This window comes from Mesorhizobium sp. M1A.F.Ca.IN.020.04.1.1, from assembly GCF_003997315.1.
Lineage (GTDB): Bacteria > Pseudomonadota > Alphaproteobacteria > Rhizobiales > Rhizobiaceae > Mesorhizobium.
In genome coordinates, this window is the sequence record NZ_RZSN01000087.1 from 1 (window position 1) to 23,861 (window position 23,861).

At 62.5% G+C, this 23,861-nt stretch carries 24 protein-coding genes, 1 tRNA gene and 1 pseudogene; 10 read left to right on the forward strand and 16 right to left on the reverse strand.

Annotated features, from left to right (window positions below; genetic code table 11):
- A partial coding sequence (locus tag EOA49_RS33100; protein ID WP_206520189.1) for a hypothetical protein occupies positions 1-240 on the forward strand: 240 nt, incomplete at its 5' end.
- Entirely contained in the window at positions 237-1,046 is an 810-nt protein-coding gene (locus EOA49_RS18215; protein ID WP_127241915.1) for a type II CAAX endopeptidase family protein, read from the forward strand. The genes EOA49_RS33100 and EOA49_RS18215, both read left to right, overlap by 4 nt.
- 19 nt (positions 1,047-1,065) lie before the next feature.
- Here EOA49_RS18215 and EOA49_RS18220 read toward each other — a convergent pair whose 3' ends face one another.
- From EOA49_RS18220 to EOA49_RS18245, 6 genes are all read right to left on the reverse strand, one after another.
- Positions 1,066-1,959 carry an aminoglycoside phosphotransferase family protein gene (locus EOA49_RS18220; protein ID WP_127241914.1) on the reverse strand — a complete coding sequence of 298 codons (894 nt, stop codon included), beginning with the start codon at positions 1,957-1,959 and terminating at the stop codon, positions 1,066-1,068.
- A gap of 40 nt (positions 1,960-1,999) precedes the next feature.
- Complete coding sequence (gene era / locus EOA49_RS18225; protein WP_197504240.1) at positions 2,000-2,932, reverse strand: GTPase Era; 933 nt, start codon at positions 2,930-2,932, stop codon at positions 2,000-2,002.
- Positions 2,917-3,633 (reverse strand): ribonuclease III, encoded by a 717-nt coding sequence (gene rnc / locus EOA49_RS18230; protein WP_127241913.1) that lies wholly within the window; start codon positions 3,631-3,633, stop codon positions 2,917-2,919. The genes era and rnc overlap by 16 nt, the downstream gene beginning before the upstream one ends.
- 4 nt (positions 3,634-3,637) lie before the next feature.
- Positions 3,638-4,387 carry a signal peptidase I gene (lepB, locus tag EOA49_RS18235; RefSeq protein ID WP_066997458.1) on the reverse strand — a complete coding sequence of 250 codons (750 nt, stop codon included), beginning with the start codon at positions 4,385-4,387 and terminating at the stop codon, positions 3,638-3,640.
- 80 nt (positions 4,388-4,467) lie between these two features.
- Positions 4,468-4,881 carry a holo-ACP synthase gene (gene acpS / locus EOA49_RS18240; RefSeq protein ID WP_067321104.1) on the reverse strand — a complete coding sequence of 138 codons (414 nt, stop codon included), beginning with the start codon at positions 4,879-4,881 and terminating at the stop codon, positions 4,468-4,470.
- Complete coding sequence (locus EOA49_RS18245) at positions 4,878-5,462, reverse strand: DUF2062 domain-containing protein (RefSeq protein WP_067321101.1); 585 nt, start codon at positions 5,460-5,462, stop codon at positions 4,878-4,880. Before EOA49_RS18245 ends, acpS begins: the two co-directional genes overlap by 4 nt.
- 165 nt (positions 5,463-5,627) lie before the next feature.
- Between EOA49_RS18245 and EOA49_RS33995 the strand changes: the two genes are divergently transcribed.
- The gene (locus EOA49_RS33995; protein ID WP_281058460.1) at positions 5,628-5,759 is read left to right on the forward strand and encodes a hypothetical protein; all 132 of its coding nucleotides are present in this window, start codon (positions 5,628-5,630) and stop codon (positions 5,757-5,759) included.
- Here EOA49_RS33995 and EOA49_RS18250 read toward each other — a convergent pair.
- The 4 genes from EOA49_RS18250 to rpoZ form a co-directional block, all read right to left on the reverse strand.
- Positions 5,740-6,120, reverse strand: coding sequence for a VOC family protein (locus EOA49_RS18250; RefSeq protein ID WP_066997467.1), 381 nt, complete (start codon positions 6,118-6,120; stop codon positions 5,740-5,742). The genes EOA49_RS33995 and EOA49_RS18250 overlap by 20 nt on opposite strands.
- A 74-nt stretch (positions 6,121-6,194) precedes the next feature.
- Entirely contained in the window at positions 6,195-6,773 is a 579-nt protein-coding gene (gene pyrE / locus EOA49_RS18255; protein WP_095800121.1) for an orotate phosphoribosyltransferase, read from the reverse strand.
- Positions 6,774-6,887: 114 nt separating this feature from the next.
- Positions 6,888-9,116, reverse strand: coding sequence for a bifunctional (p)ppGpp synthetase/guanosine-3',5'-bis(diphosphate) 3'-pyrophosphohydrolase (locus EOA49_RS18260; protein WP_127241992.1), 2,229 nt, complete (start codon positions 9,114-9,116; stop codon positions 6,888-6,890).
- A gap of 125 nt (positions 9,117-9,241) precedes the next feature.
- The gene (rpoZ, locus tag EOA49_RS18265; protein WP_066997473.1) at positions 9,242-9,643 is read right to left on the reverse strand and encodes a DNA-directed RNA polymerase subunit omega; all 402 of its coding nucleotides are present in this window, start codon (positions 9,641-9,643) and stop codon (positions 9,242-9,244) included.
- A gap of 294 nt (positions 9,644-9,937) precedes the next feature.
- On the opposite strand from rpoZ, the gene EOA49_RS18270 reads away from it, so the two are divergent.
- Both EOA49_RS18270 and EOA49_RS18275 read left to right on the forward strand, forming a co-directional pair.
- A complete protein-coding gene (locus tag EOA49_RS18270) occupies positions 9,938-10,519 on the forward strand; it encodes an NYN domain-containing protein (protein ID WP_066997475.1) in 582 nt (193 codons plus the stop codon).
- Positions 10,516-11,187 carry a uracil-DNA glycosylase gene (locus EOA49_RS18275; RefSeq protein ID WP_164747319.1) on the forward strand — a complete coding sequence of 224 codons (672 nt, stop codon included), beginning with the start codon at positions 10,516-10,518 and terminating at the stop codon, positions 11,185-11,187. The genes EOA49_RS18270 and EOA49_RS18275 overlap by 4 nt, the downstream gene beginning before the upstream one ends.
- On the opposite strand, the gene EOA49_RS18280 is transcribed toward EOA49_RS18275, so the two are convergent.
- Genes EOA49_RS18280 through dapA form a run of 3 tightly spaced genes read right to left on the reverse strand, consistent with a single transcriptional unit; the run spans position 11,156 to position 13,329 of the window.
- Positions 11,156-11,899 carry a GH25 family lysozyme gene (locus EOA49_RS18280; RefSeq protein ID WP_067321090.1) on the reverse strand — a complete coding sequence of 248 codons (744 nt, stop codon included), beginning with the start codon at positions 11,897-11,899 and terminating at the stop codon, positions 11,156-11,158. The two genes, EOA49_RS18275 and EOA49_RS18280, sit on opposite strands and share 32 nt — an antisense overlap.
- A 43-nt stretch (positions 11,900-11,942) precedes the next feature.
- The gene (smpB, locus tag EOA49_RS18285; protein ID WP_067321086.1) at positions 11,943-12,422 is read right to left on the reverse strand and encodes an SsrA-binding protein SmpB; all 480 of its coding nucleotides are present in this window, start codon (positions 12,420-12,422) and stop codon (positions 11,943-11,945) included.
- A 25-nt stretch (positions 12,423-12,447) separates the two neighbouring features.
- Positions 12,448-13,329 (reverse strand): 4-hydroxy-tetrahydrodipicolinate synthase, encoded by an 882-nt coding sequence (gene dapA, locus EOA49_RS18290; protein ID WP_095800125.1) that lies wholly within the window; start codon positions 13,327-13,329, stop codon positions 12,448-12,450.
- Positions 13,330-13,629: 300 nt separating this feature from the next.
- On the opposite strand from dapA, the gene EOA49_RS18295 reads away from it, so the two are divergent.
- Together EOA49_RS18295 and EOA49_RS18300 are read left to right on the forward strand one after the other, a co-directional pair.
- Complete coding sequence (locus EOA49_RS18295) at positions 13,630-15,672, forward strand: lytic transglycosylase domain-containing protein (protein WP_127241626.1); 2,043 nt, start codon at positions 13,630-13,632, stop codon at positions 15,670-15,672.
- Positions 15,673-15,963: 291 nt separating this feature from the next.
- Entirely contained in the window at positions 15,964-16,851 is an 888-nt protein-coding gene (locus EOA49_RS18300; RefSeq protein ID WP_095828822.1) for an alpha/beta hydrolase, read from the forward strand.
- A gap of 69 nt (positions 16,852-16,920) precedes the next feature.
- On the opposite strand, the gene EOA49_RS18305 is transcribed toward EOA49_RS18300, so the two are convergent.
- Positions 16,921-17,994, reverse strand: coding sequence for a site-specific integrase (locus EOA49_RS18305; protein ID WP_095828821.1), 1,074 nt, complete (start codon positions 17,992-17,994; stop codon positions 16,921-16,923).
- Between the two features lie 243 nt (positions 17,995-18,237).
- Complete coding sequence (locus tag EOA49_RS18310; RefSeq protein ID WP_095828820.1) at positions 18,238-19,425, reverse strand: porin; 1,188 nt, start codon at positions 19,423-19,425, stop codon at positions 18,238-18,240.
- A 442-nt stretch (positions 19,426-19,867) separates the two neighbouring features.
- On the opposite strand from EOA49_RS18310, the gene EOA49_RS18315 reads away from it, so the two are divergent.
- The 3 genes and pseudogenes from EOA49_RS18315 (at position 19,868) to EOA49_RS18325 (ending at position 21,751) form a co-directional block, all read left to right on the forward strand.
- A tRNA-Ser gene (locus EOA49_RS18315) sits at positions 19,868-19,958 on the forward strand.
- A gap of 257 nt (positions 19,959-20,215) precedes the next feature.
- Positions 20,216-20,457, forward strand: a pseudogene (locus EOA49_RS18320) (GIY-YIG nuclease family protein).
- 100 nt (positions 20,458-20,557) lie between these two features.
- Complete coding sequence (locus EOA49_RS18325; RefSeq protein WP_095828819.1) at positions 20,558-21,751, forward strand: porin; 1,194 nt, start codon at positions 20,558-20,560, stop codon at positions 21,749-21,751.
- A gap of 269 nt (positions 21,752-22,020) precedes the next feature.
- Here EOA49_RS18325 and EOA49_RS18330 read toward each other — a convergent pair whose 3' ends face one another.
- Positions 22,021-23,703 carry a sulfotransferase gene (locus EOA49_RS18330; protein ID WP_127242216.1) on the reverse strand — a complete coding sequence of 561 codons (1,683 nt, stop codon included), beginning with the start codon at positions 23,701-23,703 and terminating at the stop codon, positions 22,021-22,023.
- Positions 23,704-23,861: the final 158 nt, after the last annotated feature.

Sequence of the window (23,861 nt, forward strand, 5' to 3'; positions counted from 1 at the left end):
CCCATAATCTGTTCCGACAGTGATGGCAGGCAACATCCGCCGCTGCCGCCGCGGCGGCAATATCGGAAAATTCTCAGAAACCGTTCGGGATTTTTCGGCCGCGCCAGCGCCAAATATCGGCGCGTTGACCGGATGAACCGGCGCAGACCGCCGAGCGGCTCGGCTGGCTATTTCCCGAAGCGTCGACCTCTCGGGCAGGCGACCACTCGCTACAATGGCCCGATGAGAGGATCGATATGAGCTCCTTCCTGGGCGTGGTGCGCGGGCACCAGTTGACCATCTTCTTTTCGCTGGCGCTCGGCCTGACATGGCTGGCGTTCATTCCCTTCTATCTGTCGTATGGCGAGAGCATTCCCTGGTTCACCTTCGGACCGGCAATCTCGGGCTTCACCGTCGCGGCACTCGCCGGCGGCTGGGGCGCGGTGAAGACCATCCTCGCCTCGATGGTGAAATGGCGCGTTCGCCCGATCTGGTATCTGGTGGCGGTCGGCCTGCCGTTCGGGACACAGCTCGCCTCGATCCTGATCAATCCGTTCCTCGGTTCGGCGGAGCCGTCGTGGGGGAACATTCCTACCTTCTCCGAGGTGGCGCCCATGATCGCGCTCTATGCCGTATTCAGCGGTCCGCTGGGCGAGGAACCCGGCTGGCGCGGCTTCGCGACCCCGCATCTTCTTGGCCGTCGCCCCGCGCTCGCCGGCAGCCTGATCCTCGGCGTGATATGGGCAATCTGGCACTTGCCGCTCGGCCTGCTCGGCGATCTCAGCCTCTACAGCACGATCAACGTCGTGCTGGCCGGGATCGTCTTCACCTGGCTTTACCAGAACACGGGCAGCGTATTGCTGGCCATCCTGATGCATGTCTCACACCAGAACAGCGTACGCTTCCTCGCCAAGGCGTTCGTCCACGGCGACTATATCCAGCAGCAATGGCTCGGCGTCGCGATCTGGGCGGTCATCGCGGTCGCGATCGTTGCCTATTACGGCACGGAAAGCTTTGTACGGCGGCCTGCGAAGCGACTTGCCACTGCATGGATACTCGACCGGTGAGAGCGCCTGCTCGGCGCCGTCATCCCAATTTGCGATGATCGGCGAGCACTTCGTCGATCACCCGGCGCTGCCTCCCGACCTCGGCCTGGTTGGCGTCGTGACCGGCAACGGTGATGAGCGCCTTCCACAGCGTCCAGCCGCGTCCGCGCGCCCAGGTCGCGTCATCGACGGCGATGCGCGCGCGGAATGCCTCGCGGCTCTCGCCCTCGAACAGCGTCCAGGCAATCGCCAGATCGCAGGAGGGATCGCCGACGCCCGACGTGCCGAAGTCGATGACAGCGCTCAGACGGCCGTCCTTGACCAGCAGATTGCCTGAGGCGACATCGCCGTGGAACCAGACGGGCGAGCCGTGCCAGCCGGCAGCAAGCGCCGCCTTCCAGACGGCAGTGGCGGCTTGCGTATCGATCCGGCCTTCAAGCGCGGCGATGGCCTGTCTCGCCTCGCCGTCATAGACGGCCAGCGGGCCGCCGCGATAAAAATTGTGCTGGTCAGGTGCCGGGCCGGCGGTCGGATCAATCCGTTTCAGGGCAACGAGGAACTCAGCCAGGGAGACCGCGAACGCGCGAAGGTCGGCGATGTGCCCGGTTTTCGCCGTCTCGCCTTCGATCCAGCGGTAGACGGACCAGTGCCAGGGATAGCCCGCCGCCGGCTCGCCCATGGCGAGCGGCTCGGGAATCGGCAGCGGCAGAAGCGGCGCGAGCTTGGGCAGCCAGCGATGCTCCTTCTCGACCTGCAGCGCATAGGGAGCAGCACTTGGCAGCCTGACCGCCATCGTGTCGCCGAGATGGAAGGTGCGGTTGTCCCAGCCGCCGAACGCGACCGGCTTCACAGGCAGATGCCGCCATTCGGGAAACTGCGCGTCGACGAGCCGCCGCACGAGAGCGGTGTCGATATCCATCTTCGGGCTGTGCATGTCGTTATCCCAAAACCGCGTCGCTTTGGGGCGACATGCATCAGTTGGGAAACTCCAATCCCATCTCGCGATAGCGCTCGGGGTCGTCGCCCCAGTTCTCGCGCACCTTGACGAACAGGAAAAGATGCACCTTCTGCTCGAGGATCTCGGCGATCTCGGCGCGCGCGGCCTGGCCGATGGCGCGGATCGTCTCGCCCTTGTGGCCAAGCACGATCTTCTTCTGGCTCTCGCGCTCGACATAGATGACCTGCTCGATGCGCACCGAGCCGTCCTTCTTCTCCTCCCACTTCTCGGTCTCGATATGCGAGGAATAGGGAAGCTCCTGATGGAGCCTCAGATAAAGCTTTTCGCGCGTGATCTCGGCCGCGAGCTGGCGCATCGGCAGATCGGAGATCTGGTCTTCCGGATAGTACCAGGGACCGGCTGGAAGGGTCTCGGCAAGATAATCGAGCAGGTCCTTGCAGCCGGAGCCGGTGAGCGCCGAGACCATGAAGGTGCGCTTGAACGGCACTCTTTCGTTCGCTGCCGCGGCCAAAGCAAGCAGCGTCTCCGGCTTGACCCGGTCGACCTTGTTGAGGACGAGCAGCATCGGCTGCTTGACGTCCTTCAGCCGGTCGAGGATCGCGTCGGCGTCGCCTTTGATGCCGCGTTCGGCATCGATCAGCAGCACCACGACATCGGCATCCTTGGCGCCGCCCCAGGCGGTGGTGACCATGGCCGTGTCCAGCCGCCGCCTCGGCTTGAAGATGCCGGGCGTGTCGACGAAGACGATCTGCGCGTTGTCATGCGTGGCGATGCCGCGCACGATGGCTCGCGTGGTCTGCACTTTGTGGGTGACGATCGACACTTTCGCGCCGACCAGCTGATTGACCAGCGTCGACTTGCCGGCATTGGGCGCGCCAATCAGGGCGACGAAGCCTGAGCGCGTAGGAGGCGTTTCGGAGGTTTCGGTGGCGGTCATGCAGCGCTCCATACGGCTTCGCGCAGCAGCAACGCGGCCGCCGCCGCCTGCTCCGCTTCCCGCTTGGAACGGCCGCTGCCGATCGCCGGCGCGAAAGAGCCGACCTTGACGCTGACGGTGAACAGCGGGTCGTGGTCGGGCCCTTCGCGAGCATCCACCCGGTAGGCCGGCACCGCGCCCGACGCCGCCTGGTGCGCCCACTCCTGCAGCTCGGTCTTGGCGTCGCGGCGGGCAGCACCGATCGCCTGCGAGCGCGGCTGCCAGTAGCGATGGATAAACGCGCGGGCGGTCTCAAGGCCACCATCCAGATAAAGCACGGCGATTAGCGACTCCAGCGCGTCGGCACGCAGATTGGTTCGCTTGCGGCCTTCGAGATTGCGCACGTCGGAGCCGGCGCGGATCAGCTCCGGCAGGCCGATCTCCTCGGCGATCTCGGAGAGCGCCTCGGCATTGACCAGCGCGTTGAGGCGAAGCGACAGCTCGCCCTCGGCGGCATCCGGAAAGGCAGCGAGCAGCATGTCGGCCACGACCAGGCCGAGAACGCGGTCGCCCAAAAATTCGAAGCGTTCGTAGTCGACGCCGGCATGCGTCGAACGCGCGCTGGCATGGGTCAGCGCGCGCTGCAGACGCTGGCGGTCGGCGAAGGCGTGGCCGGTGCGCTCGACAAGCGCTTCGGCAAGGGCATCGGCGGTCAAACGCTTGGTCGCCGCCATGACCTTAGTGGACGAGATGGAACAGGCGGCCGGCACGCATCAGCGACGGCCACTTCCAGATTTCCAACGGGCTTGCGCCGTCGGCGATCGAGAAGAAGATGACGTTGGCGCGGCCGACGAGGTTCTCGGCCGGCACGAAACCGACGGTGAAGCGGCTGTCGGAGGAATTGTCGCGATTGTCGCCCATCATGAAATAGTGGCCGGGCGGCACATCGAACTCGCGCGTGTTGTCGCCGATCGAATTGGGCGTCAGATCGAGCGTGTCATAAGTGACGCCGTTGGGCAGCGTCTCGCGATAGACGTCGACGGGACGGTCGACCTCGGTGATGTCGGGATTGTCGATCTGGCCGACCTTTTCGCGCGGCACGGCGGTGCCGTTGATGAAGAGCTGGCCGTCCTTGACCTGGATCTTGTCGCCGGGCAGGCCGACGACGCGCTTGATGTAGTCGACGGACGGATCCGGCGGGAACTTGAACACCACCACGTCGCCGCGCTTGGGCTCAGAGCCCCAGATGCGGCCGGAGAAAATATTGGGGCCGAAGGGCAGCGAGTAGCGCGAATAGCCATAGGCCCATTTGGTGACGAACAGATAGTCGCCTTCGAGCAGCGTCGGCCGCATCGAGCCGGAGGGGATGGAGAAGGGCTGGAACAGCAGCGTGCGGATGACAAGCGCGAGCAGCAGAGCCTGGATGATGACGGAAAAGGTTTCCCCAAGCCCGCCGGATTTCTTCTGCGATTTTTCAGCCACGCTCATGTCGTCCTCGATTGTGCGTTGGTTGGTATAGAGTCTCGGCGCGCGCTGGGCAACGTCATGCCGCCCGTGGTCAGATGGAATCAATGTGGCGCTTGTTCGGCGGGCACTGCCTCGATGATCACAAAGGCTTGAGCAAGTGGAAAATCGTCGGTGATGGTGAGGTGGATCAGCGCATGGTGGCCCTTGGGCAGGATTTTTTCCAGCCTGGCGGCAGCGCCGCCGGTGAGCGCCATGGTGGGCGCTCCGCTGGGCAGGTTGACCACGCCCATGTCGCGCCAGAAGACGCCCTCGGCCATGCCGGTGCCAAGCGCCTTGGCGCAGGCCTCCTTGGCGGCGAAGCGCTTGGCGTAGGAAGCGGCACGGGCCGCGCGCTTCTCCGACTTGGCCTGCTCGACCTCGGTGTAGATACGCTGGATAAAGCGCTGGCCGTGCCGTTCCAGGGACTTCTCGATACGTCTGATGTCGATCAGGTCACTGCCGATGCCGATGATCATTCCGCGGGAACTTCCCGTCCGCCCTGCCGGGCCTTCCTGGCTCGCTCGGTCATTCGCCGCTGCCGTTGCGCGCGAAAAGCGGTCATGCCCCACCGCGTGACACCATAGAAGACGAGCCCAAAGACCAAGCCGAGGGGCACCGCGCCGAGAAGCATCGGCTCCAGGATCGGGTGCCACAGCTTGGCGAAGGAAAGCGTGTGCATCATTTCCCCGAGATGCTCCGGCGGCCCATGCCTGGGCAGATGTTCATGCAGGATGAGCTTGCCAGTCTCCCAGGACGCGCCCCAGAGCAGCGGGAAGGACAGCGGATTGCCGAAGAACACCGCACCGAGGGCTGCCGCCACCAGATTGCCGGCGATCACCCAGCAGAGCACGGCGGCGATGATGAAGTGGAAGCCCAGCGGGAAGAAGGAGGCGAAAACGCCTGCCGCGACTCCGGCGGCCACCGAATGGGGCGTCGCTTTCAGCCGCAGAATGCGCTTGGAGAAATACTGAACGGAGCGCGAGAACGAGCGGCGCGGCCATAGGTAAGTACGCACCCGCTCCAGGAGGCCATCAGGCTCTCGGCGTCGAAAAAGCACTCTGTTTCGGTTCCTGGTCCAACACACGCTTCCCTGCCAGCCGGGTCGCGTCAACATATCTTGCGCTTCACCGGCGCAGGAAGGCAACAAAACTTTGCTATAGCGGCGATTGCCAGACCACGGAACAGCGAAACGTCGCCGCGATGGTCTGCCGCAGGCTCTTACATGAGCACCATTCTGGCGAAACTGAGGAAGACTGGGCAAAGCATGTTTGGCCATTCGTCCTTGCGCGACCGCGGCGCCGAGGTATCGGACGCGGTCAGCCTGGGCTTTTCAGCTAAGTTCGATATTCGCTGACCTCGACCAGGTTGTCGTCGGGATCCCGGAAATAGACCGACATCATCCTGCCGCGAGCACCGGTGCGCTCGACAGGTCCGACTTCGACCGCCACACCGTTGGCTTCGAGGCTGGCGCGGATGTCGGCAAGAGGCACCGCAGCAATGAGGCAGAAATCGCCGGAGCCCGGGGTCGGCGCCTTCGCCTTCGGCTCAAAGGTGCGAGCGACCTCGTGCAAGTTGATCTTCTGCGATCCGAACAGAAGCGCGGTCGGCCGGCTCGGCTCGTCCAGCCGCCCCATGCCCAGCACGCGCTGATAGAAGTCGCAAGTCGCTTCGACAGACCGGACCGTCAGGACGAAATGATCGATGCCGGCTATCATGGGGCCTCTGCGCGCTTCGCTGGCAAAGAGATTCAACCGGCACCCTCAGGTACTTGTTTTCATTCATCGCCAGGTCAGATATTTCGGCTTCCCGGCTTAACGGCAGGGATGGCGGCAAGTTCCGGCGGCAGGCGGTCGGGCGGGTAGGCCGGCACCTCATATTCGGCGAGCGCAATCAGCGGCACGCCGACATCGGTCTTGCCGGCCGAACGGTCGATGATGCAGGCGGCCGCCACCACCTCGGCGCCGAGCTGGCGCAGGCAGTCGATGGTCTCGCGTATCGAGAGACCCGTGGTGACGATGTCCTCGACAATGACGACGCGCGATCCGTTGGCGATCTCGAAGCGACGCAGCCGGAACTCGCCCCCTTCCCGCTCGACCCAGACCGCCGGCGTGCCGAGATGGCGCGAGGTCTCGTAAGCCGGGATCAGGCCGCCGATCGCCGGGCCGACGACATAGTCGATCCTGCCCGGCACCGCCTCACGAATCTTCTCGGCCAGCGCCTTGCACAGGCGCTCGGTCTTGTCGGCATGCATGAAGACGCGCGCCTTCTGCAGGAAGATCGGGCTGCGCAGTCCGGACGTCAGGATGAAGTGCCCCTCGAGAACCGCGCCGGCCTCGCGGAAAATGCCCAGCACTTCATCGGTGTTCATTGTTCGCTCCATGCTCTTGGCGAGTGGTGAGTAATGAGTAGTGAATAGAGTAGCGATGAGTGAATGGTGAATGGTGGTGATAGGCAACTTTATTCACTATTCACTATTTACTATTCACCCATTCACACGCCGTGCGTCGCTGACGCTCGAATTGTCCTTGAGCTGCGACAGCAGCCGGTTGAGGTGCTTCAGGTCCCAAACCTCGAGGTCGATCAGCATCTCGGTGAAATCGGGCGCGGTGCGCACCATCGACAGCGTGTGGATGTTGGCATCGTTGGACGCGACGACCTGCGCGATGTCGGCGAGCGAGCCCGGCGCATTGATGGCTGTGACCGAGATGCGGGCCGGGAAGCGCTCCTTGGTCCGCTCGTCGATGTCCCAGCGCACATCGATCCAGCGCTCGGGCTGGTCGTCGAAAGCCTGCAGGGCCGGCGACTGGATAGGATAGATGGTGATACCGGTTCCTGGCTGAATGATGCCGACGATGCGGTCGCCGGGCACCGCCCCTTCCGGCGCGAAGCGCACCGGCAGGTCGCCGCGCACGCCGCGGATGGGCACCGCACCGTCGCGCTGCTGGTCCTTGCCCTTGCGCGCGGCGCGGCCGGGCATCTGGAACAGCATGCCCGCGGCGTTGCGGATCTTCGACCAGCCTTCCTCGCGCTGCTTGGGCGCCGCGACCGTGACGCGCTCGTCCTTGTAGTCGGGGAAGACTGCTTTCATGACATCGGTCGAGGCAAGCTCGCCGCGCCCGACAGAGGCCATCACGTCCTCTATATCCTTGCGCGCCAGGCGATGCAGAACCGGCTTCAGGCTTTCCTTGGTGAAGTTCTTGCCGGCGCGCTCGAAGGCGCGTTCGAGGATGCGGGCGCCGAGCCCGGAATATTGCTTGCGGATGGCATTCTTGGTGGCGCGGCGGATGGCGGCGCGCGCCTTGCCGGTGACAACGACCGATTCCCAGGCTGCCGGCGGCACCTGCGCCTTGGAGCGGATGATCTCGACCTCGTCGCCGTTCTTCAACTCCGTCATCAGCGGCATGATGCGGCCGTTGACCTTGGCGCCGACACAGGTGTCGCCGACATCGGTGTGGACGGCATAGGCGAAGTCGATGGGGGTGGCGCCGCGCGGCAGGGCGATCAGCATGCCCTTGGGCGTGAAGCAGAACACCTGGTCCTGGAACAGCTCGAGCTTGGTGTTTTCCAGGAAATCCTCGGGATTGTCGCCCTCGGCCAGTTGCTCGATGGTGCGGCGCAGCCAGGCATAGGCGTTGGTCTCCTTGGAGATCGCGTGCGCTGCGCCGTTCGGCTTGCCGCCGCTGTCCTTGTAGATCGAATGCGCGGCAACGCCGTATTCGGCGATCTTGTTCATCTCGCGGGTGCGGATCTGCAGTTCGACGCGCTGGCGCGAGGGGCCGACAATGGTGGTGTGGATCGAGCGGTAGTCATTCTGCTTCGGCGTCGAGATGTAATCCTTGAAGCGCCCGGGCACCATCGACCAGGTGGTGTGGATGGCGCCAAGCGCGCGGTAGCAGTCCTCGACGGTGTCGACGACCACACGGAAGCCGAAGATGTCGGAGAGCTGCTCGAAGGAGAGCGCCTTGGCCTCCATCTTGCGGAACACCGACCACGGCTTTTTCTGCCGGCTCTTGACGCCGGCTTTGATCGCGTGTTTTTCGAACAGGCCGGACAACGCCTTCTCGATCTCGTCCAGCACGCCCTTGTTGCGCTCGAAGATTTCGGCGAGCCGCGCGGTGACGGCGCGATAGGCTTCCGGATTGATGTAGCGGAACGCGATCTCCTCAAGTTCCTCGCGCATGCCTTGCATGCCCATGCGGCCGGCGAGCGGCGCATAGATATCCATCGTCTCCTCGGCGATGCGCAAGCGCTTCGACTCGGGCATATGGTCGAGCGTGCGCATGTTGTGCAGGCGATCGGCGAGCTTGACCAGCAGAACGCGAATATCCTCGGAGATCGCCAGCAGCAGCTTGCGCAGGTTCTCGGCCTGCTCGGCCTTCTTGGAGACGAGGTCGAGCTTCTTTAGCTTGGTCAGTCCCTCGACCAGCTTGCCCATCTCGGGGCCGAACAATTCATCGATCTCGGCCCTAGTGGCGGTCGTGTCCTCGATCGTGTCGTGCAGCAGGGCAACGGCGATGGTCGCCTCATCCATATGCATCTCGGTGAGGATGGCCGCCACTTCCAGCGGATGCGAGAAATAGGGATCGCCCGAGGCACGCTTCTGGTGGCCATGCTTTTGCATGGCGTAGACATAGGCCTTGTTGAGCAGCGCCTCGTTGACGTCAGGCTTGTAGCGCTGCACGCGCTCGACAAGCTCATACTGACGCATCATGGGCGAAATCTCGCGGTGATGAAATGATTGATGCGCCGCACCGGCGTGCGACGCATCCCATAGATAGCCACGAAACTGACGATACGGAAGTCCCGGATGCTTGATCCAGGCCCGTGTCCAAGAGCTTAGTAGTCGTCGCTCTTTTCCGGCGGCACCAGACCCTCGATGCCGGCCAGCAGGTCTTCCTCGCTCATGCGGTCGAAGGCGATGTTCTCTTCGGCATCGTCGGTGTCGGCAGCAGCGGTGGCAGCGCCGGTCTGATCGGCGATGGCCTCGCCCTCGGCCTCCGGCTCGTCGACCTCGACATGCTTCTGCAGCGAGTGGATCAGGTCTTCCTTGAGGTCGTCCGGCGACAGCGTCTCGTCGGCGATCTCGCGCAGCGCAATGACCGGATTCTTGTCATTGTCGCGAGGAACGGTGATCTGCGCGCCCTGGCTGATCTGGCGGGCACGGTGGCCGGCGAGCAGCACGAGCTCGAAACGGTTGTCGACCTTGTCGATGCAATCTTCAACGGTTACGCGGGCCATGGACTGCCCCTTTCATGCGTGGATTTGATGGAAAACTGGCGGGCTCCATAACAAGGACGCCGCCGAAATACAAGCTTTATGGCGGGCACCGCCGAAGCACGAGCCCCTGTCCGCTCAATATCGGACTTCGCCTTGCTTACCTGGTGCCGATCACAATTGCTTGCAATGCGCGCCCTGCCCTTGGATATCCATAAATCTGGCGTTATCTCGAAAGGGGCGGGAAGAGGGACCATTATCGGGCCTACCCGTCACGTCCTTTTAGACGACAGAAATTTTTGAAAAGGATATTTTTCAATGTTCGATCCTCGTGAAAAGATCGCTCTTTTCATCGACGGCGCCAACCTCTACGCCACCTCGCGGGCGCTGGGCTTCGACATCGACTACCGCAAGCTTCTGTCGAGCTTTCAGAAACGCGGTTATCTGCTCAGGGCCTATTACTACACCGCGCTGGTCGAGGATCAGGAATATTCCTCGATCCGGCCGCTGATCGACTGGCTGGACTATAACGGCTTCAAGGTGGTGACCAAGCCAGCCAAGGAGTTCACCGACTCGACCGGCCGGCGCAAGATCAAGGGCAACATGGACATCGAGCTCACCGTCGATGCGCTGGAGCTTGCCGATGTCGTCGACCACTATGTCATCTTCTCCGGCGACGGCGACTTCCGCACGCTGGTCGAGGCGCTGCAGCGGCGTGGCCGCAAGGTGTCGATCATCTCGACCATGGCCTCGCAGCCGCCGATGATCTCCGACGACTTGCGCCGCCAGGCCGACCACTTCATCGACCTCATGACGCTGAAGAATGAAGTCGGCCGCGATCCATCGGAACGGCCGGTCCGCCGGCCTGAGCCAGCTGAAGCCGACGAGGACGATTATTGAGCGCGGCAGCCTTGAGCGCTGCGCCCTCCCCCGAGCCTGACCGCGATTGTCCGCTTTGTCCGCGGCTGCACGACTTCATCGCCGCCTGGCGCCAGCGCGAGCCGGGCTGGTTCAATGCACCGGTGCCGACCTTCCTGCCGCCGGAGGGCGAGGACTCGGTCAGGCTCCTCATCGTCGGGCTGGCGCCCGGCCTGCGCGGCGCCAACCGCACCGGGCGTCCCTTCACCGGCGACTATGCCGGCGACCTGCTCTACGCAACGCTGATCGCTCAAGGGTTGGCGCGCGGGGAATTCAAGGCCAGGCCCGATGACGGGCTGGAGCTCGTCGGCACCGCGATCACCAATGCGGTGCGATGCGTGCCGCCGGAAAACAAGCCGGTCGGCGCCGAGATCGCCACCTGCCGCACCTTCCTCAAACCGACGATCGCGCGATTTGCCAACCTGCGGGCCATCCTGACGCTGGGCTCGATCGCGCATCAATCGACGGTGCGGGCGCTGGGCGGGCGCGTCGCCACCCTTCCGTTCCGCCACGGCGGACGACAGCAGGCCGGCGGCATCACGCTGTTCTCCAGCTATCACTGCTCGCGCTACAACACCAACACCGGTGTCCTGACGGAAGCGATGTTCGTCGATGTCTTCAAGGAGATAGCAGCCTTCCTGAAGAGCTAGGGTCCGGCGCCGCGGCAAACAACTCCGACAGCCTCGCCGGCCCGCCCTTCAGCACATTCAGGTCGACGTCGCCGTCGATGCCGTCGACACGGCCTGTGTCGAGATATTGCCAATAGACCCAGTCGTCGTCGTTCAGCGGCCCCCGCACAGAGCGCAGCCAGCGCTGGCGAACCGCGATATGAGCGGCATAGGTCGGTGCCGTCTCATCGGTAATATAGAGAATGGCCGGCTTGCCGTAAGCCGCCTCGACCGGGCCAAGGAATGCCAGCAGTTGAGCATTCAGCTCGGCGGGCGAAGGGCGTCGCGGACAATTGCCGTGGAACTCGATGTCGACTACCGGCGGCAAGAGCTGCTCGCCGCGCGGCACGACCGAGATGAAATTCCTGGCCTGGTCGGCACCCGGGCGGCAGAAGGTGAAGAAATGATAGGCGCCGACAGCGAGGCCAGCCGCGCGGGCCTGGCGCAAATTCTCGGCAAAGGCATCATCGACATAGTCACCACCTTCCGTCGCCTTGATGATGGCGAAGACGACATCGTCGGCCGCGACGCGCGGCCAGTCGATCCTGCCCTGGTGATGCGAAACATCGATGCCCCTTATGGGGAATTCGCTGCGATCCGGCGGGAAAGCACGGGGTCGGAAAAAGCCCTCTGCCCATGTGGCAAGCGCCAGAACCACGAAAGCCAAGGCCAGGGCAATCAAGCCGTTCCTCAAGCCTTGGCTCGCTGCTCGCCTTGCCCGCATATCGACGGTGGCTCTATCCGCGCTCCTTAAGGAGCCGTCCCTTCTCGCGCGACCAGTCGCGCTGCTTTTCGGTCTCGCGCTTGTCGTGCAGCTTCTTGCCGCGGGCGATGGCGAGCAGGAGCTTGGCGCGGCCTCGATCGTTGAAATAGATTTTCAGCGGCACCAGCGTCATGCCTTCGCGCTCCACGCTCTGGGCAAGCTTGGCCATCTCGCGCTTGCTGACGAGCAGCTTACGGCGCCGGCGCGGCTCGTGGTTGAAGCGGTTGGCCTGGAGATATTCCGGCAGATAGGAATTGATCAGCCAGATCTCGCCGCCTTCGGCAGAGGCGTAGCTCTCCTGGATGTTCGCCTGGCCCTGGCGCAGCGACTTGACCTCGGTGCCGGTCAGCACCAAGCCGGTTTCGATCGTGTCGAGCACCTCGTAGGAAAAGCGCGCCTTGCGGTTTTCGGCGACCGTCCTGTTGTTGGGGTCGGCTTTCTTGACTTGATTCATAATGCGGAGAGGTGGCGCCTCATCCCTAATTAATCAAGCCGGCGTGCTTCAGCGCCGCGTCGAGCTTCTCGGCGGTCGAAGCTTCGACCGTCACCAGCGGCGAGCGGACCACGTTCTCGACCTTGCCCAGCTTCGACAGGGCGTATTTGGCGCCGGATACGCCGGGCTCCACGAAGATCGCTTTATGCAGCGGCAGGAGACGATCCTGCAGTTCTAGCGCCTTGGCGCTGTCACCGGAGAGCGTCGCTTCCTGGAACTCGGCGCAAAGGCGCGGCGCGACATTCGACGTCACCGAGATGCAGCCGACGCCGCCATGCGCATTGAAGCCGAGCGCGGACGCATCCTCGCCGGAAAGCTGGATGAAATCCTTGCCGCAGCTCATGCGCTGTTCCGAGACGCGCTCGACCTTGCCGGTCGCATCCTTGACGCCGGCGATGTTCTTGAAGTCGTGGCGCAGCCTGCCCATCGTCTCCGGGGTCATGTCGATCACCGAGCGCGGCGGGATGTTGTAGATGATGATCGGCAGCTTGGTTGCCCTGGCAACGGCTGCGAAATGCTCGTAGAGGCCGCGCTGGGTCGGCTTGTTGTAGTAAGGCGTGACGACCAGGGCTGCATCGGCGCCTGCCTTTTCGGCATATTGCACCAGGCCGACGGCTTCCTCGGTGTTGTTGGAGCCGGCGCCGGCCACAACTGGAACCCTGCCCCTGGCGACCTCGATGCAGACCTTGACGACATTGCGGTGCTCGTCATGCGACAGCGTCGGCGACTCGCCGGTGGTGCCGACGGGCACGAGGCCCTTGGTGCCCTCGGCGATCTGCCATTCGACAAACGCGCGAAAGGCTTTCTCGTCGAAACGCCCGCTCTTTTCGAACGGTGTCACGAGCGCAGTCAGCGAGCCTCTCAGCATATTGTCCAAACTCCTTGGGACTTTGTTGGTCTAAGCATGTCGCTCTCCCAAAGCCGGGTGCCCACTTTGGGCGACATGCATCAGCGTTTTGTCGATGCGTTAATTTCGGCGCCTTCTAATCGAAAGCGAAGCCGCGCACCATAGTCTCGACACGGTTCAGCGGCAAGCATTGCTGTAGTGCCAGCAAGCGTAATTCGAACGGCCTCGATAACCTTTTGTTTACGAGCCTTTCACGACCTAAGTTTAGGCTCCGGGTCGGCCTCGAAGGCCCTGCCTGCTGACAATGTGCCGGGGTGGAACATGCCGACAAATCGGCCTCATCTGTTCGCGCTTTTGAGCGCGGCCGTCGCGCTGATACCGGGTATGGCGATCGGCGGCAGCGTCGACGTGCGTGTGACGGCGGCGATTGCCGCGCCGGGCTCGCCGTCGGCCGCGGACCAGGCGCAGCAGCCTCAGCCCCCGGCCAGCATCGCGCAATTGAAGAGCGGTCTCGACGCGCTCGCGGTGAACAACATCGCCGCGGGGCGCAATGCTCGCGACACGCTGCCCGCCACCTCGCTCGACCGGCACATTCTGGCCTGGGCGATCGCGCTCTATGGCGGCGACCAGGTGCCGAGCGGCGAAATCGCCGATGCCGCCAAGATGGTGCCTGGATGGCCGGGCACGATCGCGCTGCGCAGGAACAGCGAGCGCGCGCTCTATCGCGAGAACCCGCCGCCGCAAGTGGTGGTGCGGGCCTTCGGCCGCAGCCAGCCGCTGACGCCGGAAGGCGTGATCATCCTTGCCCGCTCGCAGGTGGCGCTGGGCGATCAAGCGGCGGCGCGCGCGGTGCTGGTGCCCTTCTGGCGCACGGAGAAGCTGGATGCCCAGGACGAAACTTCCATCATCAAGGAATTCGGCACGCTGATCCCTGCGGCCGATCATCGCTATCGCATGGAGCGCATGTTCTATGCCGACCGGCCGTCCTCGGCGCTGCGCGTCGCCGGCATTGCCGGCGCCCAGCAACTGGCGGATGCCTGGGTGGCGGTCGATAAAGGCGAAAAAAACGCGGCGAAACTGTTGAAGGCGGTGCCGGCGGCGCAGCGTTCGGCCGGCTATTTCTTCGCCGAGGCAGAATATCTGCGCAAGCAGCAAAAACTTGCCGATGCCGCGGCAGTCGTGATGAAGGCGCCGACCAATCGCGACGCGCTGGTCGATCCCGATGCCTGGTGGGTGGAGCGGCGCGTTCTTTCGCGCGAGCTGGTCGATCAGGGCGACATAAAGACCGCCTACAAGATTGCCTCCATGCATGCGGCCGAAAGCGCGGCCAGCGCCGCGGAAGCCGAATTCCATGCCGGCTGGTATGCATTGCGCGGTCTCAACGACCCGGCAGCGGCCGCCTCGCATTTTTCACGCATCGCCGAGCTCGCCCAGGGACCGGTGTCGCTGTCGCGCGCCTATTACTGGCTTGGCCGCGCCGCGGAAGTCGGCGGCCCGGGCAGCGCCAAGGACTATTTCACCCGGGCAGCCAGCTACGGCACCACCTTCTACGGCCAGCTTGCCGGCGAGCGTGTGGGCCTCAGAACCTTGAGCATCGTCCATCCCACGCCCAGCGCGGCCGACCGCCAAAGCTTCGAGGGCCGCGAGGCGGTGAAAGCGATCAAGCGGCTGCAGGAGGCAGGGTATGACCGCTATGCCGAGACGCTCTACCGCGACCTCGCGGGGCAGCTGACCAGCCCCGGCGAGCTTGCGCTGCTGGCGGGGCTTGCCGAAAAACAGGGCAACCATTTCATGGCGCTGAAGGTCGGCAAGATCGCCGCCCAGCGCGGCATCGATGTGGGTGCGCTTTCGCATCCGTTGGGTGTCATTCCCGATTCGGCCGATATCTCCGGCTCTGGCAAGGCGCTGGCCTATGCCATCGCCCGCCAGGAGAGCGAGTTCAATGTCGCGGCGATTTCCAGCGCGGGCGCGCGCGGCCTCTTGCAGTTGATGCCGGGTACCGCCAAGCAACTGGCGAAGAAGGCCGGCATGACCTTCTCGCAAACGCGGCTGACGACCGATGCCGGTTACAACGCGACGCTGGGGTCAGCCTTCCTCGGCGAGCAGCTCGACCGCTTCAACGGCTCCTATGTGCTGACCTTCGCCGGGTACAACGCCGGCCCAAACCGGGCCGCCCAGTGGGTGGCGAAATACGGTGATCCGCGCGGCAAGGACGTGGACGCCGTCGTCGACTGGGTCGAGCGGATCCCCTACACGGAAACAAGAAGTTACGTGCAGCGCGTGATGGAGAATTATGAAGTCTACAGGATGCGTATTTCCGGCAAATACGACATCGTCGGGGATCTGGTGAACGGGCGGAGTTGATCGCCGAGGGGCGTATGCAAGCCTCAGGTTGGCGATCCTTCGCGCCCCCTGTCCTGCCGGACAGCCCCCGCACTTGGAGATTGGCAGTTTCGCTGCCGGCTCGTTCATGCCGCTTTGGCGATGGGTAAAAGCTTAGATGACAGTCAATCCCCTTGCGGGGAGATGTCCGACAGAACAGACGATATGCTGTCCCGCCAGCGTGGCAAGGTTGTGTAACGTGCCTTCCCGCGATTTGACCGCGGCCGCCCTCGCCTGTAGCTGTCGGTCACCTCAGCGAGGAGCAGCATCCGGATGGCGAGCGACAGTTTCTCCGACTTCTTCTATGCCGCACCCGATGGGCTGAAACTGCATGCCCGGATTTATGGCGAGGCGAACGGTGGCTGGCCGGTCGTTTGCCTGCCCGGCCTCACCCGCAATGCGCGCGACTTCCATGAGCTCGCGCTTTACCTCTCCGGCAAGGCGAAGACGCCGCGCAAGGTCGTCGCTTTCGACTATCGCGGCCGTGGCCGATCCGACTACGATCCCGACATCAGCCACTACAATGTCGGCGTCGAAGCCGGCGACGTGCTCGCTGGCTTGTCAGCGCTGGGTATCGAAGAGGCTGGCTTCATCGGCACCTCGCGCGGCGGACTGATCATCCATGTGCTCGGCGCGCTGAAGCCGGCCGCCTTGAAAGCCATTGTCCCCAACGATATTGGCCCGGTGATCGAGGCGGAAGGTCTGGCCCATATCCGCTCATATCTCGATCGCGCGCCGAGGCCGAAGACATTCGCCGAGGCGGTCGACACGCAGCGGCGCGTGCATGGTGCCGGCTTCCCTGCGCTCACCGATGCCGACTGGGCGCGTATGGTTGGCGCCATCTGCCGCGACACGGATGCAGGGCTGGTGCCCGATTTCGATCCTGCCCTGGTCGAGACCCTGGCCAATGTCGACTTCAGCAAGCCACTGCCGGATCTTTGGCCACAGTTCAACGCGCTTGCCGCCGTGCCGTTGCTCGCCATACGCGGCGGCAATTCGACGCTTCTCTCCACCGCGACGCTCGAGGAGATGGCAGAGCGTCATCCCGGCATGGAGACGATCACGGTGGAAGGCCAGGGACACGCGCCCTTGCTGGAAACCGGCAACCTGCCGAAGAAGATTGCGGATTTCCTCGATCGCGCCGAAGTCAAGTCCACGTAAAGTAAAGCCCGAGACTAACTCCGCCCCTGGCTTGTTTTTGAAATAGATTCCCGGCGCGTGGCGTGCCGCCTATTTGCCCTTCGAGCTCTTGCGGCCTGCCTTCGCCGGCTCCGAGCCGCTCTCCTTGCGGGCGGCTTTGGCGGATGAAGGCGTGGTCAACGGGGACGCAAACACCGAGTTCTCTGCGGGCCACGGCGCCTCTTCGGCACGCGGCTTCTCCAGCACCACGACGCAGCCATCGAGGTCGTTGGTGGCGAGGTGCGCATACCGCATGGTCATCGAAAGCGTCTGGTGACCGAGCCACATTTGCACGCGCCGGATATCGATGCCGCCCTGGACGAGTCGCGAAGCGCAGGTGTGGCGCAGGATATGCGGCACCACCTGCTCATCGGCACCAAGACCGACCTCGGCCTTGGCCTCATTCCAGATGGCGCGGTACTGCGCCTGGGTGAGCTTGGTGAACGGACCCTTCGGTCGGCGCCCTTCTGTGGTCGGCGGCAGCTTGATCACCTCCTTGACCCGTTCGGTCATCGGGATGGTGCGGCTGCGGCCGGATTTGGTGATCCAGAACGAGACGCGGTGCTCCTGGATGTCATTCCAGATCAGGCCGAGCGCCTCGCCGAGACGGCATCCGGTGTCGACCAGGAAGACGGAAAGCCTGTAAGCATCCTCGCTGCGGCTGCGGATCGCGGCGAACAGCCTTGCCTCTTCGTCCCTTTCGAGGAAACGAATCCGACCCGCCCGCTCCTTCTGGCGGCGAAACTCAGGCAGGCTGTGGATATCTCCCATCTTATGAGCCTTGCGCAGCAACTTGCTGAGGGCAGCCATCTTGCGATTGATGGTTGCATTGCTGTTCCCGCGCTGGCGCAAGGTACCGATAAGACTGTCCAGGGTGTTCTGGTCAAAGGTGCTGAAACGCTCTCCCAGAAGGATCTCGTCTATTTCACCGATGAATGAGCTGACATTGTATTTATGCCGCCCATCATCCCAGAGTATGTCCCGGTATGCTGTAAAGAGCTCACTGACCCTGTACGATTTTACTTCCCGGATCTTGTTGTAGGTGTACCTAAACTTCGAATTCTGAGAAGAAAATACCGCAAAATGACCAGAGGGCTCCCCCTCTTGAATCGCTTCGTTCGACATTTTTAGCCACACCCCCTGTGGTTAAGCGTTCAGCCGTAACCGCTCGGGAGCGTCCTTTCAAGAGTTTTCGAATCTGGCGGCCGACCCCATCCACCGACGGCGGATCCCACAAAGTCGCCCTACAGACCCGATCAGCTTACCGTTTTCACCCCCATCCTTTCGTTGCGTTGATCCAGTCGCGAAACAAAAACGGCCCGGGCGTGGAGACGCCCGGGCCGGATTTCAGATGTAGCAGTCCAGCCCTTAGAAGGAGCGCTGGAAGCGGAGCATGCCGCCGATCGCGTCGTCGCCATCAGTAATACCGGTCCAGTTGTGGTTCGTGCCACGGGTATCGAGCTCGTCGATTTTGCCTGCATTGACATAGTCGACTTCGGCCGTGACCGTCAGGCCCGGGACAATATCGTAAGCGATGTTGGCGGCGATGCCGAGGTTCTCACCTTCGTCATACGAGATCTGGGCGTTGAACGAGGTCTTCTCGTTGAACTTGTAGGTGCCACCGCCCCAGACTGCCCAGTTGCCGTCCCACTGCTTGTAGAAGCCGCGACCGCCAGCTGCGAAGGCATAGGTCGGGTCCGACAGGTTGTCATCGGTGCCGTAGCCGCCGATGATGAACAGCGAGATCGCGTCGTTGACGTTCACGTCCAAACGAATCTTTGTGGCGACTTCTTCATAGTTGCTGTCGTAGGCAACGACGCCGGTGATGGCGCCCCAGCCCTGCGTCCACTTCACGCCGCCGACGACATGCGGAACGTAGCTGTCGATCGTGCCCACGCCGTAGGAACCATCCGTGCCGCCGCCCGCGCCTTCTTCGAGCGAGATCACGGCCGAGAAGCCGTTGCCTGCGTCGAAGTAGTACTGGACGACGTTGGTGTCGAAGTCGCCGTAGGGAACCAGCGTATCCTGGATGACGTTGCCGGCATAACCGATGAACGTGTTGAAGGCCGATTCGTCCTTACCAACGCGCAGGCCACCGAGCTGGATCCAGGCGAAGTTCAGCGAAGTGCCCTTGTTAAAGGCCGGATTGACGGAGCCGTCCGCGCCCAGATCGGCGTTGCGGTTGCCGAAGTTCCAGCGGGTCTCGGTGTAGGTCTTCAACGTGCCGAGCTCGGTCTCCTGGCCGGTCCAGGTCTTCAGCGTGAAGCGAGCATTCTTGTAGAAGGTGTCGTTGCTGCCGCCATCCTCAACATCGGCAGACGTCGCGCCGTCGAACGAGCCGACGTCGCCGACGCCGATGTCGTAACGGACATAGCCGCCGATGCGCAGGCAGGTCTCGGTGCCGGGGATGTAGAAGTAGCCCGAGCCGTACACGTCGCAGATCTTGACGTATTCAGCCGGTTCCGGCTCGGCGACGGTCACCGCGTCGGCGGCGCGGGCACCGGAAACTGCGATCAGGGCCGCAGCTGAGCCGAGAAGAAGGCTCTTGATGTTCATTTTCTGACCTCCAGTCAAAAGTTAAAAAACGGGTCTGGGTATTTTTTGCTGAAGGACAGCGTTCCCTGCCCCATCCCCACTTACCGAAAAAGATGCGCACCGCGCCGCTCCTTCGAACGTGACCTTTACCCAGGCGGCGGCAGCGTTCAACCACGATCGTATCGGCAGAAGCCCCATCCGGGCGCTATCCCCGGACGTTGTTGCACAAATGACACGATTTGGCCTCACTCCGAAAGCTCTCGTTAACCAATGAGGCCCGCCGCCCGGCCGAATCCGGCAGTGAGGGGCCGCAATTGCGGCGTGAGGCCCGAGTCAGTGGTCAGGGAATCGCCATGGAATCGCCGCATGGGAACACTCATCCTGCTGCCGGCGTCGAATTTTCAGCGATTACGGCGCGGGCTTGTTGATTGTGCCGGCGCTTTTCTTTATCCACCGGCGCGACGGAGAGGTGGCCGAGTGGTCGAAGGCGCTCCCCTGCTAAGGGAGTAGAGGTCAAAAGCTTCTCGTGGGTTCGAATCCCATCCTCTCCGCCATCCTGCTTCGCTCTCCGAGCTACGCAGGACAAGCCCCAACCGTTCGTGCGAAGCAGGATGGCGGAGAGGATGCCCTCCGAAGCCTTGGCGAAGGAGGGCCGGTTCGTGTGGTACGTCTATCTGCTTGAGAGCGAGGCTTCGGACGGCGAGCATCCTGCTTCGCTCTCCGAGCTACGCAGGACAGGCCCCAACCGTTCGTGCGAAGCAGGATGGCGGAGAGGATGCCCTCCGAAGCCTTGGCGAAGGAGGGCCGGTTCGTGTGGTACGTCTATCTGCTTGAGAGCGAGGCTTCGGACGGCGAGCGCTATATCGGCATAACATCGGACCTGCGGCGACGAATTGCTGAGCATCACGCAGGAAAGTCCAGTCACACTTCCAAATTTCTGCCGCGGCGAATCGTGACCTACATGGCCTTTCAAGCCGAGCAAAGGCGACTTCGTTCGAGCGCTATCTCAAATCGGGATCCGGGCACGCGTTCGCCAGCAAACGTCTGTGGTAGCGGCTACCCGGCAAAAAAATACAGCAATAACAAAGCACTGACACCGGTGACAGTCGAGTGAAATCGACGCTGCCGTTCGATTCTGACTGGAGGTCAGAAAATGAACATCAAGAGCCTTCTTCTCGGCTCAGCTGCGGCCCTGATCGCAGTTTCCGGTGCTCGCGCTGCCGACGCGGTGACCGTCGCCGAGCCGGAACCGGCTGAATACGTCAAGATCTGCGACGTATACGGCTCGGGCTACTTCTATATCCCCGGCACTGAGACCTGCCTGCGCATTGGCGGCTATGTCCGTTACGACATTGGCCTCGGCGATGTCGGTTCGTTCGATGGCGCGCGCAGCCTCGACGTGCGGAATGGCGGCGACCAGGGTACCTGGTACAAGAACACCCGCTTTACGCTGAAGACCTGGACTGGCCAGGAGACCGAGCTCGGCACGTTGAAGACTTACACCGAGACGCGCATCAACTTCGGCAATTCCAACGGCTATGGCGATTCGGTCACCGCCGGCGGCCAGCCGATCGGCAATCCCGCCGGTAACAAGGGCATCACGCTGAATTTCGCCTGGATCCAGCTCGGCGGCCTGCGCGTCGGCAAGGACGAATCGGCCTTCAACACGTTCATCGGATACGCCGGCAACGTCATCAACGATACGCTGGTTCCCTATGGCGGCTTCGACACCAACGTCGTCCAGTACTACTTTGACGCCGGCAACGGCTTCTCGGCTGTGGTCTCGCTGGAAGAAGGGTCCGGTTCCGCTGGCGGCCCGGTTGTTGATGGGGTTGGCAATTACCTCTACAATGCCGGTTCGGGCAATGACACCATCGACAGCTATGTTCCGCATGTTGTCGGCGGCGTGAAGTATACCCAGGGCTGGGGCGCCATCACGGGCGTCGTCGCCTATGACAGCGCCTGGGATGAATGGGCAGGCAAGGTCCGCTTGGATGTGAACGCGACCAACGAGCTGTCGCTTTTCCTCATGGCCGGCTACGGGTCGGACGACCACATCGACCGAAACTTCTACAAGCAGTGGGGCGGAAACTGGGCAGTCTGGGGCGGCGGCACCTACAAGTTCAACGAGAAGACCTCGTTCAACCTCCAGGCCTCTGCTGATGACGCCAAGAACTACGGCGTCGCAGCCAACGTCGCCTACGACATTGTGCCTGGCTTCACGGTTACGGCCGAGGTCGATTACTTGCACGATGGCAAATTCGGCGACCTGGACGACCGAAACTGGACCAACGCCAATAAGAAGAACAGCGTCGGCGGTATGCTCCGCTTCCAGCGTTCGTTCTAATCAGCAGCGTCCAACTGAAATCGAAACCCGGCGGGCAACTGCCGGGTTTTTTCTTTTCTGCGGGCAGTTCCTCAAAGCACCATTGCGCAGTGCTGCACTCGATAAGATGGCAGAAATCCGCCGTTCACGCCCCGGCTCCTGGTCTCCGCCGTGCCGCTTCCCTCCTTGCTTCGCCAGAGAACGACGAAACAATGAACGTTCTGCCAATCGCCACACGAGCGATTTTGCGGTGTACCTTCCGGCCAGAATTTTTCTAGTAGGAAACTAAATTACAGGTCAACCTCAGCCAAGTTGCCCAAGGCTTCGATCAGCGGTTGGATCTCGCCTTCATAGTTCCTCCAACGCTTGACGGACGACTTGTAGATCGGCTGGCGCACCTGCCAATTGCTATAGGTGTTTACTGAGCCGTCCCTGTCAAAAAAGCGCAAGCACGCATCGTCCCAGGGCAGCCCGAGATAATCTATGAGACGACGCGACTGCTGCTCTTGATCCTCGATCATTGTTTCGTATCGGTTCTCAAAAATGCGGCCCGGGAAAATACTTTCCCAGTGACGCATCAGTCGAACATACTCCCGATAGTAGAGTCCCAGCGTCTGAAGGTCGCCACTGTAGCTGTGCGCCTCACTGAATTGCAGCACGAAACAGGAGATGCAATTGTCGATAGCATCGCGGCGGCAATGAACTATACGCGCGTTGGGAAACAGAATGCCGATCAGGCCGATCAACTCGAAATTGTGGGGCATCTTGTCGACGATTCGGAGCGCGGCGGGACTCCGCTCGCGGAGATAGGACAGGTGCTCCTCGGCCAAAGTCCTGGTCAGATCCGGAGTAATCGTCGCGACGGATTTGCCGAGGCTTGCGTCGGAGCCTTCTTTGAGGCCTATCGCATTGGCCATTCGTCTAAGCTTGCTGAGCTCGCCGGCGCCATGAACCTCAGGATGGCTGGCGCAGATCTGCTCCGTCAGCGTCGTGCCCGAGCGAGGCATGCCGACGATGAATACAGGTACCTCCGAGGGGTTGCCGTGAGCCGCCAATGAAGCCACCAGTTCCGGCGTAAAGATTTCGATCGTGGCATCGACCCAGCGACGGTAGTTTTCCAGATCGAATTTTTGGCCCCTGGCTTGATTCCCTTGCTTGAAGTGGTCCATCGCTTCCTTGTAGCGACGGAGGTCGTTGAGTACCTTTCCGGCGGCGTGATGGAGCACTGCCGCTCCGTGCGACCCATGGCCCGGGTCTCGGAGCTCCGTTAGGATTGCCGCGAGCTCCGCGGGCTCTTCGGTGAATTTGCGCGTGTGTGCTAGTGCATTGTAGGCGGTTGGTACCGCGATGCGCCGCTTTATCGCCTCTTTCAGATGAACTGCGGCTTCATCCATACGACCGAGGCCTGCGAGTGCACTAGGCAGCCCGATCCGGGCCAGAGGATGATCCCGGTCGATCTCCAACGCCTTCTCAAAGAGCGGCAGCGCCAATTCCCCCTTATCAAAGGAATTGTAAGCATCGCCCAGGGCGCAAAGCGCTTCCACCAGATCCGGCTTCAGGGCCAAGGCCTGCTGAATGTGCCTGATTGCCGGCGTAAACTCGCTTAGCTTCAGGTAGGTCTCACCGAGGCTAAGGTGGTAATAAGGATTTCGCGGCTCCTCTCCCACGGCCCGGGCGAAGTAGCGCAAGGCCTTCTCGTTGTCGTATCCGATGCCGAGGGTTCCCAGGATATAAAAAGCCAGCGGATGGTTTGGGGTACGCGCCAGGACACGAAAGCAGAGTTCCTCCGCCTCAGGCAATTGCTCAGCTTTCTGAAACTCGAGCGCCTGCCTCAACAGCATGTCGTCGGCTTGCACGCGAGACGGACCGGACTTCAGCTGTGCCTTGGGTGCTACGGTTTTCGGCGGTGCCGCCTTAGCCGAGGGTTGAGTTTTCAGGTGCTTTGCCCAGGAAGGCGGCAATCGGTTGCTCATCCTGCGTCGCTAGCAAAAGCGGGCGGGAGAATCTAGGTCCAATCTACATTCAGGATTCTCAACGCGGTTTGGCGTTGATTCATTGCGTTCCGAGGGTTCTGATTCGGAGCGCGACGGATGGCCAAACGGTACGAACTGACGAACGTCCAGTGGGCGCG

Coding starts and splice junctions, on each gene's coding strand:
- EOA49_RS18215 (WP_127241915.1), top strand. CDS start 237: ATGAGCTCCTTCCTGGGCGTGGTGCGCGGGCACCAGTTGACCATCTTC.
- EOA49_RS18220 (WP_127241914.1), bottom strand. CDS start 1,959: ATGCACAGCCCGAAGATGGATATCGACACCGCTCTCGTGCGGCGGCTC.
- era (WP_197504240.1), bottom strand. CDS start 2,932: ATGGAGCGCTGCATGACCGCCACCGAAACCTCCGAAACGCCTCCTACG.
- rnc (WP_127241913.1), bottom strand. CDS start 3,633: ATGGCGGCGACCAAGCGTTTGACCGCCGATGCCCTTGCCGAAGCGCTT.
- lepB (WP_066997458.1), bottom strand. CDS start 4,387: ATGAGCGTGGCTGAAAAATCGCAGAAGAAATCCGGCGGGCTTGGGGAA.
- acpS (WP_067321104.1), bottom strand. CDS start 4,881: ATGATCATCGGCATCGGCAGTGACCTGATCGACATCAGACGTATCGAG.
- EOA49_RS33995 (WP_281058460.1), top strand. CDS start 5,628: ATGAGCACCATTCTGGCGAAACTGAGGAAGACTGGGCAAAGCATGTTT.
- EOA49_RS18250 (WP_066997467.1), bottom strand. CDS start 6,120: ATGATAGCCGGCATCGATCATTTCGTCCTGACGGTCCGGTCTGTCGAA.
- pyrE (WP_095800121.1), bottom strand. CDS start 6,773: ATGAACACCGATGAAGTGCTGGGCATTTTCCGCGAGGCCGGCGCGGTT.
- EOA49_RS18260 (WP_127241992.1), bottom strand. CDS start 9,116: ATGATGCGTCAGTATGAGCTTGTCGAGCGCGTGCAGCGCTACAAGCCT.
- rpoZ (WP_066997473.1), bottom strand. CDS start 9,643: ATGGCCCGCGTAACCGTTGAAGATTGCATCGACAAGGTCGACAACCGT.
- EOA49_RS18270 (WP_066997475.1), top strand. CDS start 9,938: ATGTTCGATCCTCGTGAAAAGATCGCTCTTTTCATCGACGGCGCCAAC.
- smpB (WP_067321086.1), bottom strand. CDS start 12,422: ATGAATCAAGTCAAGAAAGCCGACCCCAACAACAGGACGGTCGCCGAA.
- dapA (WP_095800125.1), bottom strand. CDS start 13,329: ATGCTGAGAGGCTCGCTGACTGCGCTCGTGACACCGTTCGAAAAGAGC.
- EOA49_RS18295 (WP_127241626.1), top strand. CDS start 13,630: ATGCCGACAAATCGGCCTCATCTGTTCGCGCTTTTGAGCGCGGCCGTC.
- EOA49_RS18300 (WP_095828822.1), top strand. CDS start 15,964: ATGGCGAGCGACAGTTTCTCCGACTTCTTCTATGCCGCACCCGATGGG.
- EOA49_RS18305 (WP_095828821.1), bottom strand. CDS start 17,994: ATGTCGAACGAAGCGATTCAAGAGGGGGAGCCCTCTGGTCATTTTGCG.
- EOA49_RS18310 (WP_095828820.1), bottom strand. CDS start 19,425: ATGAACATCAAGAGCCTTCTTCTCGGCTCAGCTGCGGCCCTGATCGCA.
- EOA49_RS18325 (WP_095828819.1), top strand. CDS start 20,558: ATGAACATCAAGAGCCTTCTTCTCGGCTCAGCTGCGGCCCTGATCGCA.
- EOA49_RS18330 (WP_127242216.1), bottom strand. CDS start 23,703: ATGAGCAACCGATTGCCGCCTTCCTGGGCAAAGCACCTGAAAACTCAA.